At 67.6% G+C, this 17,403-nt stretch carries 15 protein-coding genes; 9 read left to right on the forward strand and 6 right to left on the reverse strand.

Annotation, left to right across the window (positions count from 1 at the left end; genetic code table 11):
* Positions 1-56 precede the first annotated feature (56 nt).
* Positions 57-473 carry a ferric iron uptake transcriptional regulator gene (gene fur / locus ACT6SE_RS08290; RefSeq protein ID WP_014646807.1) on the forward strand — a complete coding sequence of 139 codons (417 nt, stop codon included), beginning with the start codon at positions 57-59 and terminating at the stop codon, positions 471-473.
* Positions 474-536: 63 nt separating this feature from the next.
* Here fur and ACT6SE_RS08295 read toward each other — a convergent pair whose 3' ends face one another.
* The gene (locus ACT6SE_RS08295; RefSeq protein WP_046430142.1) at positions 537-1,844 is read right to left on the reverse strand and encodes an SGNH/GDSL hydrolase family protein; all 1,308 of its coding nucleotides are present in this window, start codon (positions 1,842-1,844) and stop codon (positions 537-539) included.
* 97 nt (positions 1,845-1,941) lie between these two features.
* Between ACT6SE_RS08295 and ACT6SE_RS08300 the strand changes: the two genes are divergently transcribed.
* Positions 1,942-2,859 (forward strand): LysR family transcriptional regulator, encoded by a 918-nt coding sequence (locus tag ACT6SE_RS08300; protein WP_032959114.1) that lies wholly within the window; start codon positions 1,942-1,944, stop codon positions 2,857-2,859.
* A 110-nt stretch (positions 2,860-2,969) separates the two neighbouring features.
* Here the strand turns inward: ACT6SE_RS08300 and recN are convergent, their stop codons facing one another.
* Positions 2,970-4,631, reverse strand: coding sequence for a DNA repair protein RecN (gene recN, locus ACT6SE_RS08305; protein ID WP_046430144.1), 1,662 nt, complete (start codon positions 4,629-4,631; stop codon positions 2,970-2,972).
* A gap of 115 nt (positions 4,632-4,746) precedes the next feature.
* Here recN and hrcA point away from each other — a divergent pair, with 115 nt between their 5' ends.
* From hrcA to dnaJ, 4 genes are all read left to right on the forward strand, one after another.
* Entirely contained in the window at positions 4,747-5,811 is a 1,065-nt protein-coding gene (hrcA, locus tag ACT6SE_RS08310; RefSeq protein ID WP_010484463.1) for a heat-inducible transcriptional repressor HrcA, read from the forward strand.
* 63 nt (positions 5,812-5,874) lie between these two features.
* A complete protein-coding gene (grpE, locus tag ACT6SE_RS08315; protein ID WP_014646812.1) occupies positions 5,875-6,390 on the forward strand; it encodes a nucleotide exchange factor GrpE in 516 nt (171 codons plus the stop codon).
* A gap of 182 nt (positions 6,391-6,572) precedes the next feature.
* On the forward strand, positions 6,573-8,495 hold the full coding sequence (gene dnaK / locus ACT6SE_RS08320) for a molecular chaperone DnaK (RefSeq protein ID WP_046430147.1): 1,923 nt from the start codon (positions 6,573-6,575) through the stop codon (positions 8,493-8,495).
* Between the two features lie 154 nt (positions 8,496-8,649).
* On the forward strand, positions 8,650-9,774 hold the full coding sequence (gene dnaJ, locus ACT6SE_RS08325) for a molecular chaperone DnaJ (protein WP_014036853.1): 1,125 nt from the start codon (positions 8,650-8,652) through the stop codon (positions 9,772-9,774).
* Positions 9,775-9,834: 60 nt separating this feature from the next.
* Here the strand turns inward: dnaJ and ACT6SE_RS08330 are convergent, their stop codons facing one another.
* Positions 9,835-10,632 (reverse strand): AraC family transcriptional regulator, encoded by a 798-nt coding sequence (locus ACT6SE_RS08330; RefSeq protein ID WP_014646814.1) that lies wholly within the window; start codon positions 10,630-10,632, stop codon positions 9,835-9,837.
* A 72-nt stretch (positions 10,633-10,704) separates the two neighbouring features.
* On the opposite strand from ACT6SE_RS08330, the gene ACT6SE_RS08335 reads away from it, so the two are divergent.
* From ACT6SE_RS08335 to ACT6SE_RS08345, 3 genes are all read left to right on the forward strand, one after another.
* Entirely contained in the window at positions 10,705-11,904 is a 1,200-nt protein-coding gene (locus tag ACT6SE_RS08335; protein WP_041863321.1) for an MFS transporter, read from the forward strand.
* A 619-nt stretch (positions 11,905-12,523) separates the two neighbouring features.
* Complete coding sequence (pdxY, locus tag ACT6SE_RS08340; protein ID WP_014646816.1) at positions 12,524-13,432, forward strand: pyridoxal kinase; 909 nt, start codon at positions 12,524-12,526, stop codon at positions 13,430-13,432.
* The gene (locus ACT6SE_RS08345) at positions 13,429-14,553 is read left to right on the forward strand and encodes a prephenate dehydrogenase (protein ID WP_032960565.1); all 1,125 of its coding nucleotides are present in this window, start codon (positions 13,429-13,431) and stop codon (positions 14,551-14,553) included. The genes pdxY and ACT6SE_RS08345 overlap by 4 nt, the downstream gene beginning before the upstream one ends.
* Before the next feature lie 219 nt (positions 14,554-14,772).
* On the opposite strand, the gene ACT6SE_RS08350 is transcribed toward ACT6SE_RS08345, so the two are convergent.
* The 3 genes from ACT6SE_RS08350 to ACT6SE_RS08360 form a co-directional block, all read right to left on the reverse strand.
* Positions 14,773-14,967, reverse strand: coding sequence for a hypothetical protein (locus tag ACT6SE_RS08350; RefSeq protein WP_014646818.1), 195 nt, complete (start codon positions 14,965-14,967; stop codon positions 14,773-14,775).
* A gap of 70 nt (positions 14,968-15,037) precedes the next feature.
* The gene (locus ACT6SE_RS08355) at positions 15,038-16,810 is read right to left on the reverse strand and encodes an ABC transporter transmembrane domain-containing protein (RefSeq protein ID WP_046430164.1); all 1,773 of its coding nucleotides are present in this window, start codon (positions 16,808-16,810) and stop codon (positions 15,038-15,040) included.
* Positions 16,803-17,399 (reverse strand): IMPACT family protein, encoded by a 597-nt coding sequence (locus tag ACT6SE_RS08360; RefSeq protein WP_032960562.1) that lies wholly within the window; start codon positions 17,397-17,399, stop codon positions 16,803-16,805. The genes ACT6SE_RS08355 and ACT6SE_RS08360 overlap by 8 nt, the downstream gene beginning before the upstream one ends.
* Positions 17,400-17,403 lie beyond the last annotated feature (4 nt).

Below are 17,403 nucleotides of genomic sequence, written 5' to 3' on the forward strand. Positions count from 1 at the left end.
GCCACCGCGACCCAATCCGAGGCAGCTGGCGCTAAATCGCCAATGAACGGAGACCTATGGAAACCCACGACCTGCGTAAAGTCGGCCTGAAGGTGACCCATCCGCGGATGCGGATCCTGGCGCTGCTCGAACAGCGCAATGCCCAGCACCACCAGCACCACATGACCGCCGAGGACATCTACCGCCAGCTGCTCGAGCATGGCGACGAGATCGGCCTGGCGACGGTCTACCGGGTGCTGACCCAGTTCGAGGCCGCCGGCCTCGTGCTCAAGCACAATTTCGAGGGTGGCCAGGCCGTTTACGAGCTGGACCGTGGTGGCCACCACGACCATATGGTCGACGTGGACAGCGGCAAGATCATCGAATTCGAAAGCCATGAGATCGAGGAGCTGCAGCGCAAGATCGCGGCCGATCACGGCTATGAGCTGGAAGAACACTCGCTGGTGCTCTACGTGCGCAAGAAGCGCAAGTAGGCCGTTCCGGCCAGCCGCTAGCGACGAAACCCCGGGCTTGCCCGGGGTTTTTCGTTGCCGGGGTCAGGGCCCTTTCCCTCCAGGAAAGGGGGCCGGCCCCGGGCGCTCTGCGGGGTCGGATCCCTTTGCGCCAGCAGAGGGCTCTGACCCCTTGCAACCGAGCAGGATCTCCAGGTCCACCGCCTCGGCCATCGCCCGGTTGCCGGCATCCCCCGGGTGGAGGTGGTCGCCGGAGTCGTAGGCGGCGGCCATCCGTGACGGATCGGCCGGGTCGCGCAGCGCCGCGTCCAGGTCGATCACCGCGTCGAACGGGCTGTTGCTGCGCAGCCATGCATTGAGCTGTTGGCGCAGGGCCTCCTTGTCCGGGTGGTAGTAGTCGTCCAGCGGCGTGCCGGGCAGGGCGCCCGCGAACGGCATCAGGGTGGCGCCGAATATGCGTAGACCCCGCCGGTGGGCCTGTTCGGCCAGGGCACGATAGCCGGCCTGCAGCTCGGGCAGGGTGGGCCGGGGCTGCGCGCGGGCGAAGGCAGTACCGGGCCAGCTGATGTCGTTGATGCCGATCAGCACGATGACGCTGGCGACGCCGGGCTGATCCAGTGCATCACGCCGCAGGCGGGCCAGAACCGACTCGCCCATGCCGTCGCTCAGCAGCCGATTGCCGGAAATGCCCGCGTTGACCACCGCCACCCCGCGCGGGGCGAGGCGTGCGGCCAGGTGGTCGGTCCAGCGCTGGTCCTGGTCGAGGCTGGCGGTGGCGCCGTCGGTGATCGAATCGCCGATCACCACCACGCTACGCGCACTGGCGGCGCCCTCGACCTCGATCCCGGTCAGGAACAGGCGTGCGGTAGTGGAACTGGCATCCTGCAGGTCGCGCGCCCGGGCCTGATTGCCGCTGGCGATCCAGCTGGTCTGGCGGCCGTCCCAATGGAACGTCTGCACCGGCGTCGGCCCCGGCACGAAGACGCTGACCTGCAGCGCCTGGTGGTCTTCCGTGGCCACCGCCAGCGGATCGCTCAGCCGTTCCTGACCGACACCGATCAACACCCCAGGCTGGCCGTCGAAGCTGAGCGGTTGCGGGGTGGCGCCCGCGCCCGCGGCCACGCTGGCCGCCCCGATCCGCAGCGGCTGGGTGCCGTAGGCATTGCTCAGCCGCACCCGCAGCCGGGACCCGCCCAGGCTGATGCGCGCGGTCTGGCGGAAGGTCTGGTCCTGCAGCGCGGCCGGAACCAGGGTCGGGAACAGGAAATCCGCGTCCCAGACCGGTTGCGGGCTGGCCTGCCAGCTGGCGACCCAGTGCGGGGCGGATGCGGCACTGGCGACGCCGGACAGGGCGAGCAGGGCGGTGGCGGTGAGCTGGCTCAAGCGGTTCATCGGGCAATCCAAGGGGAAGGGAACGCCATGGTGATTCCGGGGTCATCTGTGAACTAGACTGCGCATGGACAATCATCTGTGAACTGGATTCATCGTCATGGCGCGACCCGACATCAACCGATCCGGCGAACTGGAAGTGTTCGTGCGGGTGATCGAGACCGGTGGCTTCTCCGCCGCCGCACGCACCCTGGACATGACGCCGTCAGCAGTGAGCAAGCTGGTGGCCCGGCTGGAGCAGCGGCTGGGTACGCGCCTGCTGCAACGCTCCACCCGCCAGCTGCAGCTGACCCCGGAAGGCTGCGCGTTCTACGAGCGCGGCCTGCGCGTGCTGGCCGACCTGGAGGAGGCCGAGCGCTGTGCCAGTGCCCATGCCGAGCCGCGTGGACGGTTGCGGGTCAACTCCAACGTGCCGTTCGGCCAGCATTTCCTGTTGCCGCTGCTGCCGGCATTCCTCGAACGCAACCCGCAGGTAGGCGTGGACCTGACCCTCAATGACGAGGTGATCGACCTGCTTGAGCAGCGCACCGACGTGGCGGTGCGGGCCGGTCCACTGAAGAGCTCCAGCCTGGTGGCGCGGCGGCTGGGTGCGACGCGGATGATGATCGTGGCTGCACCGGCCTACGCGCAGCGGCACGGGCTGCCACGCACTGCCGAGGAGCTGCAGTCGCACAACCGGTTGGATATCGGCCATGCGCGCGCGATGCAGGGCTGGCCATTGTTGCAGGACGGGCGCGAACGCATGCTGCTGCCCAGTGGCAACGCGCGCGCCAGCAACGGCGATGCGCTGCGCCAGCTGGTGCTGGGTGGGCTGGGCATGGCGCGGCTGGCAGCATTCCAGGTGCAGCAGGACATTGCCGCCGGGCGCTTGCTGCCGGTGCTGGAGGACGCCAATCCCGGTGACCTGGAAGAGGTGCACGCGGTGTTCCTGGGGCAGGGCGGCTACCTGCCGCTGCGGGTGCGCGCGTTTCTTGATTTCCTGGTGGAGAACGTCGATCTGACGCAGCCACAGGGGTAGTGCCGGCCGCTGGCCGGCAACCTCATGATCTTCATCCACCCGCATCGGGGTGCCGGCCAGCGGCCGGCACTACCTTGCGGAAGCCGAGCCAATGCTCGGCTCGGCCGGCGTTACACCTGCAGCAGCTTGCGTGCGGCGGCGCGCGCTTCCTTGCTCACTTCCACGCCGCCGAGCATGCGCGCCAGTTCTTCCTCGCGCGCCTTGCTGTCCAGCTTTTCCACTGCGCTCTGGGTCATGCCTTCCACCGGGGCCTTGCTGACCCGGTAATGGGCATGGCCCTTCGAGGCGACCTGCGGCAGGTGGGTCACGCACAGCACCTGGCGCTTCTCGCCAAGGGCGCGCAGCTTCTGGCCGACGATGTCCGCCACCGCGCCACCGATGCCGGAGTCGACTTCGTCGAACACCATGGTCGGCACTGCATCCAGGTCCAGCGCGGCCACTTCGATGGCCAGCGAGATGCGCGACAGTTCGCCACCCGAGGCCACCTTGCGCAGGGCACGCGGTGGCTGTCCGGCATTGGCCGCCACCAGGAATTCCACGCGCTCGGCACCCTGCGGGTCGGGCTTGCCGGCGTCCTGCGGCTCCAGCTCGATCAGGAACTGGCCGCCGCCCATGCCCAGCTCGGCGATGATGCCGGTGGTGGTGGCCGACAGCTCGGCAGCGGCGGCGCGGCGGCTGGCGGTCAGCAGCCCGGCCTGCACGCGCCAGGCCGCAGCGGCCTTGTCGATCTCGCCGGCGAGGCGCTGCAGGCGTTCGTCAGCACCACGCAGCTGTTCCACTTCGGCGTGCATGCGCTCGCGCTGCGCGCCCAGCTCGTCCATCGGCACACGGTGCTTGCGGGCCAGGTCGTGCAGGCGGCCGAGGCGACGCTCGTTCTCCTCGAACTGTTCCGGGTCGGCGTCGAGGTCGTCATGCACGCGGTCCAGCAGCGACAGGGCTTCGTGCAGCTGGATCGAGGCGTTTTCGATCAGGCCGTCGACCTCGCCCAGGCGCGGGTCGTGTTCGATCAGGCGCGACAGCTCGTGGCGCACCTGCTGCAGCAGGTCCAGCGCGGAACTGCCGTCGTCGCCATTGAGCTGGTTGCTGGCCGTCTGGCAGGCACTCAGCAGGGCACTGGCATGGGCCTGGCGGCGGTGGCTGGCGCCCAGCGCGGCAATCGACTCCGGTTCCAGATCCTCGCGGTCCAGTTCGCGCAGCTGGTGCTCCAGGAAGCCGATCCGGTCACTGACGTCGCCCTGCTGCGACAGCGCCAGCGATTCATCGACCAGCGCCTGCCAGGCCGCAGCGGCGCGGCGCACCTGGCGGCGCTCGTCCTCGTTGCCGGCATAGGCGTCCAGCAGGGCCAGCTGTGATGGGCGTGCCAGCAGGGCCTGCTGCTCGTGCTGGCCGTGGATCTCCACCAGCAGCGAGGCCAGGTCGCCCAGCTGCGCCAGGGTCACCGGGCGGCCGTTGATCCAGGCCCGCGAGCCGCCATCGGCACGGATCACGCGGCGCAGCTGGCACTGCTCCTCGTCGTCCAGCTCGTTGTCGGCCAGCCACTGGCGCGCGGCCTGCAGCTGGTCCAGCGCGAACTCGGCCGACAGCTCGGCGCGCGCGGCGCCGTGGCGGACCACGCCGCTGTCGGCGCGCAGGCCGGACAGGAAGCCCAGCGCGTCGACCATCAGTGACTTGCCGGCGCCGGTCTCGCCTGAAACCACGGTCATGCCTGGCCCGAACTCCAGTTCGGTGGCGCGGACGACGGCGAAATCCTTGATCGAAAGATGTCTGAGCATGGGTAAGGGGGTGTCAGCAGCCGCGCAACGCTAGCACGCGGGCGCGGGAGGTCCAATGACTTGCCAAGGTGATCCGCCGCCATTATCTAGTGTCCGTGTCTCACAGGTTGATTCCATGCACGGTTCTCCCGACCAGCTTGCCCCGCGTGCGCGCCATCTGCTGCGCACGCTGATCGCGCGTTACATCCAGGACGGTGAGCCGGTCGGCTCGCAGACGCTGGCGCGCGTGGCCGGGCTGGAGGTCAGTCCGGCCACCATCCGCAACATCCTGGGTGACCTGGAAGACCTGGGGCTGCTGGCCTCGCCGCACACCTCGGCCGGGCGCGTCCCGACCGCACATGGCTACCGGGTGTTCGTCGACAGCCTGCTGCAGATGCAGCCGCCGGGCGAAGGCGAGCTGGCCCGGCTGCGCCAGGAACTGGCCGGCGGCGGCAGCACCCAGGCCCTGCTTGGCAGCGCCTCGGAGCTGCTGTCGGCGATGAGCCACTTCGTCGGCGTGGTCAGCGCCCCGCGGCGCGAGCAGTTCGCGTTCCGCCAGATCGATTTCGTGGCGCTGGACGGGCGCCGGGTGCTGGCGATCCTGGTGTTCGCCGACAACGAGGTGCAGAACCGGGTCATCGAGACCCGCCAGGAGTTCGCGCCGGGCCAGCTGGAACAGGTCGCCAACTACCTCAACGCGCATTTCGCCGGCCTGCCGATGGCCGAGATCCGCACCCGCCTGCTGCTGGAACTGCGTGATGCCCGTTCGGAGCTGGAGCAGCTGCTGGCGCACAGCATCGAGCTGGCCGAGCAGGCCCTGCAGCCGGCGGCCGACGACATGCTGGTGGCCGGCCAGACCCGCCTGATGGGGGTGCAGGACCTGTCCGACCTGGAGCGGCTGCGCGAGCTGTTCGAGCTGTTCTCCAGCAAGCGGGAGATCCTGCAGCTGCTGGAGCGCACCATCCAGGCCCCGGGGGTGCGCATCTTCATTGGCGAAGAGACCGGGATGATGCCGTTGCAGGGGGTGTCGCTGGTCACCGCCCCCTATACCGCCAATGGCCAGGTGCTGGGCGTGCTGGGCGTGATCGGCCCCAAGCGGATGGCCTACGACCGGATGATCCCGCTGGTCCAGGCTACTGCCGATGTACTCGGCGCGGCGTTTTCGCCAGCCGGGCGCACTCCTGGAACATCCGACGCTTGAAACGCAGCATCCCGCCCACACTAGGGTGGGTGGAGGCGGAGACTGACCGCCAGGGACCCAGACATGAACCACGAACATCCAGATATCGAATCCCAGCAGACTGCCGCCGATGCGGCCGCCGCCGCCGGCGTCAACGACGAAGTGGAGCGCCTGCGCGCCGAGGTCGAGCAGATCAAGGCCGATGCGCTGCGTGAGCGCGCCGACCTCGAGAACCAGCGCAAGCGCGTTGCCCGTGACATCGAGCAGGCCCGCAAGTTCGCCAACGAGAAGCTGCTGGGCGAGCTGCTGCCGGTGTTCGACAGCCTGGATGCCGGCTTGAAGGCGGCCGGCGATGACCCGCATCCGCTGCGCGAGGGCCTGGAGCTGACCTACAAGCAGCTGCTGAAGGTTGCCGCCGACAACGGGCTGGTCCTGCTGGACCCGATCGGCCAGCCGTTCAACCCGGAACACCACCAGGCCATCAGCCAGGTGCCGGCCCCAGACGCCGCCCCGGGCAGCGTGGTGACCGTTTTCCAGAAGGGTTACCTGCTCAACGAGCGCCTGCTGCGGCCGGCGCTGGTGGTGGTGGCCGCCGACTGACCCCTCCAGGGCCGGAAGGCGGGAATGTCCCGTCACCCGGCCCGACGCTGAACGCGCCGAGCGACCGGAAACACAGCGTTCGGGAGATGGCTTGAATGTTCCACGAGCCTCCCCCACATCGTATTCATCCACCGGCCGAACGGCCGGACTGACCCCAACAAGCATCCTCAGGAGTCTCCCCCATGGGCAAGATCATTGGTATCGACCTCGGCACCACCAACTCGTGCGTGGCGATCATGGACGGCGGCAAGGCCCGCGTCATCGAGAATTCGGAAGGCGATCGCACCACCCCGTCGATCGTCGCCTACACCAAGGACGGCGAAGTCCTGGTGGGCGCCTCGGCCAAGCGCCAGGCCGTCACCAACCCGAAGAACACCTTCTACGCGGTGAAGCGCCTGATCGGCCGCAAGTTCACCGACGCCGAAGTGCAGAAGGACATCGCCCACGTCCCGTACAGCATCCTGGCCCATGACAACGGCGATGCCTGGGTGGCCACCAGCGACGGCAAGAAGATGGCGCCGCAGGAAATCTCGGCCAAGGTGCTGGAAAAGATGAAGAAGACCGCCGAGGACTTCCTCGGTGAGAAGGTCACCGAAGCGGTCATCACCGTGCCGGCCTACTTCAACGACAGCCAGCGCCAGGCGACCAAGGATGCCGGCCGCATCGCCGGCCTGGACGTCAAGCGCATCATCAACGAGCCGACCGCGGCCGCGCTGGCCTATGGCCTGGACAAGGGCGACAACAAGGATCGCAAGATCGTGGTGTACGACCTGGGCGGCGGCACCTTCGACGTCTCGGTGATCGAGATCGCCAACGTTGACGGCGAGAAGCAGTTCGAAGTGCTGGCCACCAACGGCGACACCTTCCTGGGCGGCGAAGACTTCGACAACCGCGTCATCGAGTACCTGGTTGAAGAATTCAACAAGGACCAGGGCATCGACCTGCGCAAGGATCCGCTGGCCCTGCAGCGCCTGAAGGACGCTGCCGAGCGCGCCAAGATCGAGCTGTCCAGCGCCCAGCAGACCGAAGTGAACCTGCCGTACGTCACCGCTGACGCCTCGGGTCCGAAGCACCTGAACATCAAGCTGACCCGCGCCAAGCTGGAAGCGCTGGTGGAAGACCTGATCAAGAAGTCGATCGAGCCGTGCCGCGTCGCCCTGAACGATGCCGGCCTGCGTTCGAGCGACATCAGCGAAGTGATCCTGGTCGGTGGCCAGACCCGCATGCCGAAGGTGCAGCAGGCGGTGACCGAATTCTTCGGCAAGGAACCGCGCAAGGACGTCAACCCGGACGAAGCCGTGGCACTGGGCGCTGCGATCCAGGGCGGCGTGCTGGGCGGCGACGTCAAGGACGTGCTGCTGCTGGACGTGACCCCGCTGTCGCTGGGTATCGAAACCATGGGCGGCGTGTTCACCAAGATCATCGAGAAGAACACCACCATCCCGACCAAGGCCTCGCAGGTGTTCTCCACCGCCGAGGACAACCAGTCGGCCGTGACCGTGCACGTGCTGCAGGGTGAGCGCGAGCAGGCCCGCTTCAACAAGTCGCTGGCCAAGTTCGACCTGTCCGGCATCGAGCCGGCTCCGCGTGGCCTGCCGCAGGTGGAAGTGTCCTTCGACATCGACGCCAACGGCATCCTGCACGTGTCGGCCAAGGACAAGAAGACCAACAAGGAACAGAAGGTCGAGATCAAGGCCGGTTCGGGTCTGTCCGAGGAAGAGATCGCACGCATGGTCGCCGACGCGGAAGCCAACCGCGAAGAAGACAAGAAGTTCCAGGAGCTGGTGCAGGCCCGCAATCAGGCCGATGCCCTGATCCACGGCACCCGCAGTGCCATCACCGAGCACGGCAGCAAGGTCGGCGGCGATGTCATCGGCAAGGTCGAGGCGGCCCTGGCCGACCTGGAAACCGCGATGAAGGGTGACGACAAGGCACAGATCGAAGCCAAGTCGAAGGTGCTGGAGGAAGCCGGCCAGTCGCTGTTCGCCGCTGCTTCGGCCGACCAGGGCGGTGCCCCGGGTGCCGACGCCGGCAACGCCGGCAAGGCGCAGGACGACGTGGTCGACGCCGAGTTCACCGAAGTCAAGGACGACAAGAAGGCCTGATCCGGACCGACACGGGACGCTGGCCATCAGCGTCCCGTTGTCGCATCAGGGTCCTGACCGCCCACCGGCGTGTCGGGGCGCCCGACGCAAGAGCGGACCTGGTTCCGCTCTTCCGCTTTGACGAATCCCGACTTTCCGGAACCAGATTCACCATATGAGCAAGCGCGATTACTACGAAGTGCTGGGCGTTGCCCGCACCGCCACCGACGACGAGCTGAAGAAGGCCTACCGTCGCTGTGCGATGAAGTTCCACCCGGACCGCAACCCGGGTGATGCGGCGGCCGAAGCCTCCTTCAAGGAGTGCAAGGAAGCCTACGAAGTGCTGTCCGATGGCAACAAGCGCCGCATGTACGACAGCCACGGCCACGCTGCGTTCGAGCACGGCATGGGCGGTGGTGGTCCGGGCGGCCCGGACATGAACGATATCTTCGGCGATATCTTCGGCAACATTTTTGGCGGTGGCGGCGGTGGGCCGCGCCAGGCCCGTCGCGGCGCCGACATCGGCTACGTGATGGAGCTGGACCTGGAAGAAGCGGTACGCGGCGTCGAGCGCCGCATCGAGATCCCGACCCTGGCCGAGTGCGGCGACTGCGATGGCAGTGGCTCCGAAGACGGCAAGGTCGAAACCTGCAATGTGTGCCATGGCCGCGGCCAGGTGCGCATCCAGCGCGGCATCTTCGCCATGCAGCAGGCCTGCCACAACTGCGGCGGCCGTGGCCAGATCATCGCCAAGCCCTGCAAGACCTGCCACGGCAACGGCCGTGTCGAGGAAGACAAGGTGCTGTCGGTGAAGGTGCCGGCGGGCGTCGATACCGGCGACCGCATCCGCCTGCAGGGTGAAGGTGAGGCCGGTCCGGCCGGTACGCCGCCGGGTGACCTGTACGTGGAAGTGCGCGTGCGCGAGCATGCGATCTTCCAGCGCGATGGCGACGACCTGCACTGCGAAGTGCCGATCCGCATCTCGCAGGCAGCGCTGGGCGACACCGTGCGCGTGGCGACCCTCGGCGGCGAAGCGGAAATCCGCATCCCGGCCGAGACCCAGACCGGCAAGCTGTTCCGCCTGCGTGGCAAGGGCGTGCGTTCGGTGCGCAGCCGCAGCGAGGGCGACCTGTACTGCCGCGTGGTGGTGGAGACCCCGGTCAACCTCACCAACGAACAGCGCAAGCTGCTGGAGCAGTTCGAAGCCACCTTTGTCGGCGAGGAAGCACGCAAGCATTCGCCGAAGTCGGCGACGTTCATGGATGGCGTGAAGGGCTTCTGGGACCGGATGACGTCCTGAGTTTTTCAACCGAAGCGTTGAGCGGTAGCGCCGGGCCATGCCCGGCGTTTTCGTTTGCGATCAGCGGAAAAACGCCGCGGGCGTCTGCCCCAGTTGGCGTTTGAACATGCTGGTGAACGCGCTGGGGCTGTCGTAGCCCATCGCCAGCGCCACATCGATGACCTTGTCGCCGACTGCCAATCGCTCCAGGGCGGCCAGGAGCCGCGCCTGCTGCCGCCACTGCCCGAAGGTCATGCCCAGTTCGCCGGCGAAATGGCGCTGGATGGTCTTCACGTCCACCTGCAGCGCCTGGGCCCAGTCCTGCAGCGTGGCGTCATCGGCGGGATGCTTCTGGATGTGCTGGCAGATCCTCTGCAGGCGCGGGTCGGTGGGCGAGGGCAGGTGCAGCGGCAGCACGTCCATGCGGTGCAGCTCGTCCAGCAGCAGGCGCACCACGCGACCGTCGCGGCTGTCGTCCACGTGCGCGGACTCGATCAGGCTGGCCGCCAGCAGTAGTTCGCGCAGCAGCGGCGCCACCTGTACTGCGAACGCCCCATCCGGCAGTTGCGGTGCAAAGTCCGGTTCCACGTACAGGCTGCGCATGTGCACCTCGGCGATGCAGTCCACCGCATGCACCATGCCGGCCGGAACCCAGATCGCGCGGGTGGAGGGCACGACCCAGCGGCCACCGTCCGCGCGCACCACCATCAGGCCGGACATGGCGAAGACCAGTTGGTGACGGCGATGCCGGTGTGGCGCGATGTGGGTACCGGGCGGGTAGTGCCGGGCGCGGCTGGTCACCGGGCGGTGTACCGGCACTTCGTTCCACGGCGCGGTCTCGCGGATCGGGCAGGGAGTGTCCTTTTTGCGATAGGCCATGACCCGAACGCGGCAGAAGGGAGTGGGGGCCCACCGTAGCATGCGTGGCTCGCCCCCAACCTGACTGTGTCCATGTCGACCCTGGCTTCTCCCGCAACGACCTCACGCCCGGTGGCTCCCGGCGTGCTGGCCGCCATCTCCACCTCGCATGTCGTCAACGACATGATGCAGTCCCTGATCCTGGCCATCTATCCGGTGATCAAGGGCGGCTTCAACCTCAGCTTCACCCAGATCGGCCTGATCACGCTGACCTACCAGCTCACCGCGTCGATCTTCCAGCCGTTGATCGGCATGGCCACCGACCGCCGCCCGGCACCGTACTCGCTGCCGATCGGCATGGCCTCGACCCTGTGCGGCATGCTGCTGCTCGGCTTTGCGCCGAACTACGCGGTGGTGCTGATGGCTGCGGCGATGGTCGGCATTGGTTCGGCCATCTTCCACCCGGAGGCCTCACGCATCGCCCGGCTGGCCTCGGGCGGTCGCCATGGCTTCGCGCAGTCGGTGTTCCAGGTGGGTGGCAACTTCGGTACCGCGCTGGGGCCGTTGATCGCTGCGGCCGTGATCGTGCCGTATGGCCAGCGTGCCGCATCATGGTTTGCCGGCGCCGCGCTGATCGGCATCGCGCTGCTGACCTATGTTGGCCGCTGGTATGCACTGCACCTGGGCACACCGCGTCCGGCCAGCACCGCGTCTATGGCCCCGCGGCATTCGTCGCGCACCGTGGCCAAGGTGCTGGCGATCCTGCTGGTGCTGATCTTCAGCAAGTACTTCTACATGGCCAGCATCGGCAGCTACTTCACCTTCTACCTGATCCACCACTTCGGCATTCCGGTGGCACAGGCGCAACTGCATCTGTTCGCGTTCCTGGTGGCGTCTGCCGCCGGTGGTTTCCTCGGCGGCCCGCTGGGTGACCGCATCGGCCGCAAGCCGATCATCTGGACCTCGATCCTCGGCGTGGCCCCGTTCGCGCTGATGCTGCCGCACGCCGATCTGCTATGGACCACAGTGCTGGCAGTGCTGATCGGCTTCGTGCTCTCCTCGGCGTTCTCGGCCATCGTGGTGTACGCGCAGGAGATGATGCCGCACCGCATCGGCATGGTGTCCGGCCTGTTCTTCGGCTTTGCATTCGGCATGGGCGGGCTTGGCGCGGCCGTGCTGGGCATGCTGGCAGACAGGACCAGCATTGAATTCGTCTATCAGCTGACCGCGTTCCTGCCACTGCTGGGCATCGTCGCGGCGTGGCTGCCGCCATCGCGGCCTGCTGCTCACTGAGGGGGTTGGGTTTGCAGGGCTTGCAGCCCTGCACCTGCAGAGGCAACGTCAACAGCAGAAGCGGGCTATCCGTGGGTTGGCGGGGTGGGTCCGGTTGCAGGGGACGCCGTAAACCCATCCCTGGGGGCTTGGCCGCGGCATCCATGCCGCGGACACCCCTGCAACCGGACCCACCCCGCCTTCGACAGTTTCCTGCGATCCGTCGGAACGGCTCTTGGGGTCAGATCCGTTTTCCGAAGGAAAACGGATCTGACCCCGATTTATTTCGGTATCCCACAGATGTGCCGACCAACGGTCGGCACCCACCAACAGTCGCGGGAATCTGTCAGAGGCGGGGCGGTGTGGGTGGGCAGGACCGTTGGCGCCATGGATGGCGCCATCGAGCCATGGGTGAGGGCGCTTCGCTTGCGAAGCACTGCTTCGCAAGCGCCCGAACGCACAGCCGCCAGCGGCTGGGCCGGACCCCGGAGGGGGGTTTACGGCGTGTCCTGCCCACCCACACCGCCCCGCCATCCCACGGATAGCTCGCTTTGGCTTTTGCCTTTGCCGTTGCTTGAAGCTTCGGCAGGTGCAGGGCTGCAAGCCCTGCCGAAAACTCCCTTGGGCGTAGAATGCGGCCATGAGCGAATCCCTTGATAACCACCTGGTCCACGGCCGCCGCCAGCGGCCGGATGGGCCGTCGCCGATCGATGTCATCTCGGTCCAGTCGCAACTTGTGTACGGCCACGCCGGCAACAGTGCCGCCGTCCCGCCGATGCGCGCACTGGGCGTGCGCGTCGCCGAAATCCCGACCGTGCTGCTGAGCAATGCGCCGTTCTACGACACTACGCGGGGCCGCGTGCTGCCCGCCGACTGGTTTGCCGACCTGCTGCTGGGTACCCACGAGCGTGGCCTGCCGCAGCGGGCGAAGATGCTGGTGTCCGGCTACTTCGGCAGCACCGCCAACGGTGCGGCCTTCGCCGACTGGCTGGACAACATCCTGCCGGCCTGCCCACAGCTGCGTTACTGCCTGGACCCGGTGATCGGTGATACCCATACCGGACCCTACGTGGAACCGGGCCTGGAAGCGATCTTCGCCGAGCGCCTGCTGCCGCACGCCTGGCTGGTGACGCCCAATGCCTTCGAACTGAATCGCCTGACCGGCATGCCGGCACTGGCCGAGGCCGATGCCATCGCCGCCGCGCGCACGCTGCTGGATCGTGGCCCGCACTGGGTGATCGCGCACAGCGTAGGCGGCAACCCGGGTGAGCTGGTCACCCTGGCGGTCGGGCACGAGGAAACCTGGCGCTGGACCTCACCGCTGCTGCCGGTGGACGTGGCCGGTACCGGTGACGTGCTGATGTCGCTGGTGGTGTCGTTCCTGCTGCGCGGTGAGTCGATGCAGCAGGCGATTTCGCGCGCGATTGCCGGCACCCATGCGGCGCTGGAGGCGACCCTGGACAACGGCTTCGAGGAGTTCGACGTGATCGCTGCCGCGCCGGCGGCGCTGGCCGAAGGAACGCGCTTCCGCGCTGAACGCGTGGCATGAGCGGCCTGGATCCACGCACGCCGCGCACGGTCGGCATCGTCGGCAGTGCTGGTGCCTATGGGCGCTGGCTGTGCCGCTTCTTCCAGCAGCACCTGCAGCTGCAGGTGATCGGCCATGACCCGGCCGACCCGGACTCGCACACGCCGGAACACCTGCTGGCGCAGGCCGATGTACTGGTGTTCTCGGCACCGATCCGGCACACGCCGGCGTTGATCGCCGAGTACGTGCGGCAATCGGCGGGCCGCGAGCAGGGCAGGCTGTGGCTGGATGTGACCTCGGTAAAGGAGGCACCGGTGCAGGCGATGCTGGCCTCGCAGGCCGAAGTGGTCGGACTGCACCCGATGACCGCGCCACCCAAGGCGCCGACCCTGAAGGGGCGGGTGATGGTGGTCTGCGAAGCGCGGCTGCAGCACTGGCGGGCATGGGTCGATACGCTGTGCACCGCGCTGCAGGCCGAGTGCGTGCGCGCGACGCCGCAGCACCACGACCAGATGATGGCGCTGGTGCAGGCGATGGTGCATGCCACCCACCTGGCGCAGGCAGGCGTGCTGCGCCAGTACCAGCCGCAGCTGGGCGATCTGGCCGCGATGATGCCGTACCGTTCGGCGTCGTTCGAGCTGGACACGGCGATCATCTCGCGCATCCTGTCGCTGAATCCGGCGATCTACGAAGACATCCAGTTCGGCAACCCGTACGTGGCGCCGATGCTGGAGCGGCTGGTGGGGCAGCTGCAGGCCCTGCAGGTGCAGGTCGGACAGGGCGACGACGGCGCACGGGCTGCATTCCGTGAGCAGCTGCTGTCAGCCAATCGCAGTGCCTTCGGCGAGCAGGCCCTGGCGGATGGCAACTACACGTTCGAACGCGTGGGGTATCTGCTGGCCGATCTGACCGAGCGCAACGCGCTGTCGGTGCACCTGCCGGAGGACCGGCCTGGCTCGCTGCGCGAGCTGTTGAACGTGTTCGAGCAGCATGGCATCAGCCTGGCTTCGATCCATTCCTCGCGCACGCCCGGCGGTGAAGTGCACTTCCGCATCGGATTCGTGGCCGGCAGCGATCCGGCGGCGATCACCCGGGCCGCGGCCGACGTGGACGCCAGCGGCATCGGACGGGTGCTGGGCTGAATTCATCCACAGGCGGTGTGGATGGTTTCTGAGCAAACGTGTGGATAACCCTGCGCAGCCCTTGTCAGGAAAGGCTGTCAAGATGCTTGGTGAAAAATTGATCACGCCTTCTTGTGGAGTCGAGCCTTGCTCGACTGCCCTTGGCAAAGAGCGTGTCGACCGAGGTCGACACCTACCAGAGCAGGGCGACACGGCCAGTGCCCACCAAGGTGGGCAGCGCTAGATCATCAACCGCAGTTCGCCGCCGCTGGTGGTGAATTCGCGGCCATTGCGAACCAGATGACGCCCGTCATCCAGCTCGTAACGCGGCGTGGATTCAGAGTGATGCCCGCTGCCATTCGCCTCGGGCTTGAACTCGATGATGATGTGGCTTTCGCCATTGCTGTCGACTGCAGGGAACTGACGGAACGACATCGCGTACCTCCTTCAGCGGATGCTGCTGATGCGAAGCCAGCTTGGTCCGGCCGATGTTAGCCGGCCGTCATCAATCGATGAACTGCAGTCGTGCCAGTTCAGCGTAAAGTCCGCCTTCGGCCAGAAGCTGGGCATGGGTACCTTCGGCCACGATGCGGCCCTGGTCCATCACCACGATGCGGTCGGCCTTGAGCACGGTGGCCAGGCGGTGGGCGATGACCACCGTGGTGCGACCGGCCATCAGCCGCTCCAGCGCCTGCTGCACGCTGTGCTCGCTCTGTGCGTCCAGCGCGCTGGTGGCTTCATCGAGCAGCAGGATCGGCGCGTCCTTCAGCAGTGCGCGGGCAATCGCCACGCGCTGCTGCTGGCCACCGGACAGGCGCGCACCGCGTTCGCCCAACTCACTGTCGTAGCCCTGCGGCAACGCGCGCAGGAAGCCATCGGCCTCGGCCGCACGCGCGGCAGCTTCGACCTCGGCGTCACTGGCCTGCAGGCGGCCATAGCGGATGTTGTCGCGCGCACTGGCCGCGAACAGCGTCGGCTGCTGCGGCACCAGCGCCAGCTGCGCGCGCAGCTCGGCCGGATCGACCTGGCGTACGTCGATGCCATCCACGCAGATGCGGCCGCTGGCCGGATCGTGGAAGCGCAGCAGCATCGACAGCACCGTGCTCTTGCCCGCGCCCGACGGGCCGACCAGGGCCACCGTCTCGCCCGGGCGGACATGCAGGTTGAAGTGGTCCAGCGCGGCCTGGTCCGGACGTTGCGGATAGTGGAACACCACGTCGTCGAACTGGATTTCGCCGCGCAATGGTTGCGGCAGAACGTGCGGCTGCGCCGGCGCACGGATCTCGATGTCTTCCTGCAGCAGCTCGCCAATGCGGCCCATGCCACCGGCTGCACGCTGCAGTTCGTTCCACACTTCGGCCAGCGCGCCCACCGAGCCGCCGCCGATCAGCGCGTACAGCACGAACTGCCCCAGCGTGCCGGCACTGAGGCGCCCGTCGATGACATCGTGCGCGCCCAGCCACAGCACGCCAACGATGGCGCCGAACACCAGCAGGATGGCGCTGGCGGTGACCAGCGACTGCGCACCGATGCGTCGGCGCGCGGCGCCGATGGCATCGCCCAGTGCCTTGTCGAAGCGTCCGCGCTCGTAAGGCTCGCGTGCATGTGCCTGCACCGTGCGCACGGCGCCCAGCGTCTCGCTGGCCAGGCTGTTGGCATCGGCGATGCGGTCCTGGCTGCTGCGTGCAACCGTGCGCAGCTTGCGCGCGCCGATGATGATCGGCAGTACCGCCAGTGGGATGCCGAGCAGCGACCATGCCGCCAGCCTGGGGCTGGTGACGAACAGCATGGCCAGGCTGCCGACCACGGTGACGCTGCTGCGCAGGGCGACCGACATGGTCGAGCCGACCACGCTGCGCAGCAGTTCGCTGTCAGCGGTCAGGCGCGAGACCAGTTCGCCGCTGCGGCTGCGGTCATGGAAACCGGCACCGAGCTGGATCAGGTGTGCGTACAGGCGGCTGCGCAGGTCGGCCACGACTTTTTCGCCAAGCAGCGACACGAAGAAGAACCGTGCGGCCGTTGCCAGTGCCAGCACCACCGCCACCAGCATCAGCAGGGCGAAGGCACGGTTGATCTGGCCACCGCTGGTGAAGCCGTGGTCGATCATCTGCTTCACGGCGGGGGGCAGGCTCAGCGTGGCGGCCGAAGAGACCGCCAGCGCCAGCAGCCAGGCGGTGAACAGCCCGCTGTGGCGGCGCACGAACGGCCACAGCGTCCTCAGGCTGCCGAGGCGGCGCAGCGGTGGGGCCGAGGCGGGGGCGTCGTCCTTGTCAGTCATCCTGGTCGTCGTCTTGTATGCGGATACGGTCACGGGTGGCGTCGCGCAGGCGGATTTTCAATGCATCGACCTGATCGGCCGGCAATTCGACCCGCAGGCACACGCCGTTGGCATCGAACTGTTCATCGCGCTTCACGGCGCCGAAGCTGGGAAGGGTGGCATGCAGGGTGCCCAGATCCTCGAAGCCGGCCAACAGCTGCAGCCGGGCCATCGCCACCAGCGGCAAGCGCGGGGCGGTACGCAGGCATTCGGCGGCGGCGCCACCGTAGGCGCGCACCAGTCCACCGGCGCCCAGCTTGATGCCGCCGAACCAGCGCGTCACGACCACCATCACCCGGTCGAAGCCCTGGCCGTCGATCGCAGCCAGGATCGGCCGCCCAGCGGTGCCGGCGGGCTCGCCATCGTCACTGGAGCGGTAGTCCTGGCCGTGCCGGTAGGCCCAGCAGTTGTGGGTTGCGTCGGCTACGGCCACCTGTTGCAGGAACGCCAATGCTGCCGCGGCGCCATCGATCGGCGCGGCATGGGCAATGAAGCGGCTGTGTTTGACTTCCAGCGTGTGGCTTACCGGCTGGGCGAGGGTATCGGGCATTCCC

This window comes from Stenotrophomonas sp. LC732 (assembly GCF_052446685.1).
GTDB classification, from domain to species: Bacteria; Pseudomonadota; Gammaproteobacteria; order Xanthomonadales; family Xanthomonadaceae; genus Stenotrophomonas; species Stenotrophomonas muris.

What these genes read in the sequence shown, in the direction of transcription:
- fur (WP_014646807.1), top strand. Translation starts at nt 57, where the DNA reads ATGGAAACCCACGACCTGCGTAAAGTCGGCCTGAAGGTGACCCATCCG.
- ACT6SE_RS08295 (WP_046430142.1), bottom strand. Translation starts at nt 1,844, where the DNA reads ATGAACCGCTTGAGCCAGCTCACCGCCACCGCCCTGCTCGCCCTGTCC.
- ACT6SE_RS08300 (WP_032959114.1), top strand. Translation starts at nt 1,942, where the DNA reads ATGGCGCGACCCGACATCAACCGATCCGGCGAACTGGAAGTGTTCGTG.
- recN (WP_046430144.1), bottom strand. Translation starts at nt 4,631, where the DNA reads ATGCTCAGACATCTTTCGATCAAGGATTTCGCCGTCGTCCGCGCCACC.
- hrcA (WP_010484463.1), top strand. Translation starts at nt 4,747, where the DNA reads ATGCACGGTTCTCCCGACCAGCTTGCCCCGCGTGCGCGCCATCTGCTG.
- grpE (WP_014646812.1), top strand. Translation starts at nt 5,875, where the DNA reads ATGAACCACGAACATCCAGATATCGAATCCCAGCAGACTGCCGCCGAT.
- dnaK (WP_046430147.1), top strand. Translation starts at nt 6,573, where the DNA reads ATGGGCAAGATCATTGGTATCGACCTCGGCACCACCAACTCGTGCGTG.
- dnaJ (WP_014036853.1), top strand. Translation starts at nt 8,650, where the DNA reads ATGAGCAAGCGCGATTACTACGAAGTGCTGGGCGTTGCCCGCACCGCC.
- ACT6SE_RS08330 (WP_014646814.1), bottom strand. Translation starts at nt 10,632, where the DNA reads ATGGCCTATCGCAAAAAGGACACTCCCTGCCCGATCCGCGAGACCGCG.
- ACT6SE_RS08335 (WP_041863321.1), top strand. Translation starts at nt 10,705, where the DNA reads ATGTCGACCCTGGCTTCTCCCGCAACGACCTCACGCCCGGTGGCTCCC.
- pdxY (WP_014646816.1), top strand. Translation starts at nt 12,524, where the DNA reads ATGAGCGAATCCCTTGATAACCACCTGGTCCACGGCCGCCGCCAGCGG.
- ACT6SE_RS08345 (WP_032960565.1), top strand. Translation starts at nt 13,429, where the DNA reads ATGAGCGGCCTGGATCCACGCACGCCGCGCACGGTCGGCATCGTCGGC.
- ACT6SE_RS08350 (WP_014646818.1), bottom strand. Translation starts at nt 14,967, where the DNA reads ATGTCGTTCCGTCAGTTCCCTGCAGTCGACAGCAATGGCGAAAGCCAC.
- ACT6SE_RS08355 (WP_046430164.1), bottom strand. Translation starts at nt 16,810, where the DNA reads ATGACTGACAAGGACGACGCCCCCGCCTCGGCCCCACCGCTGCGCCGC.
- ACT6SE_RS08360 (WP_032960562.1), bottom strand. Translation starts at nt 17,399, where the DNA reads ATGCCCGATACCCTCGCCCAGCCGGTAAGCCACACGCTGGAAGTCAAA.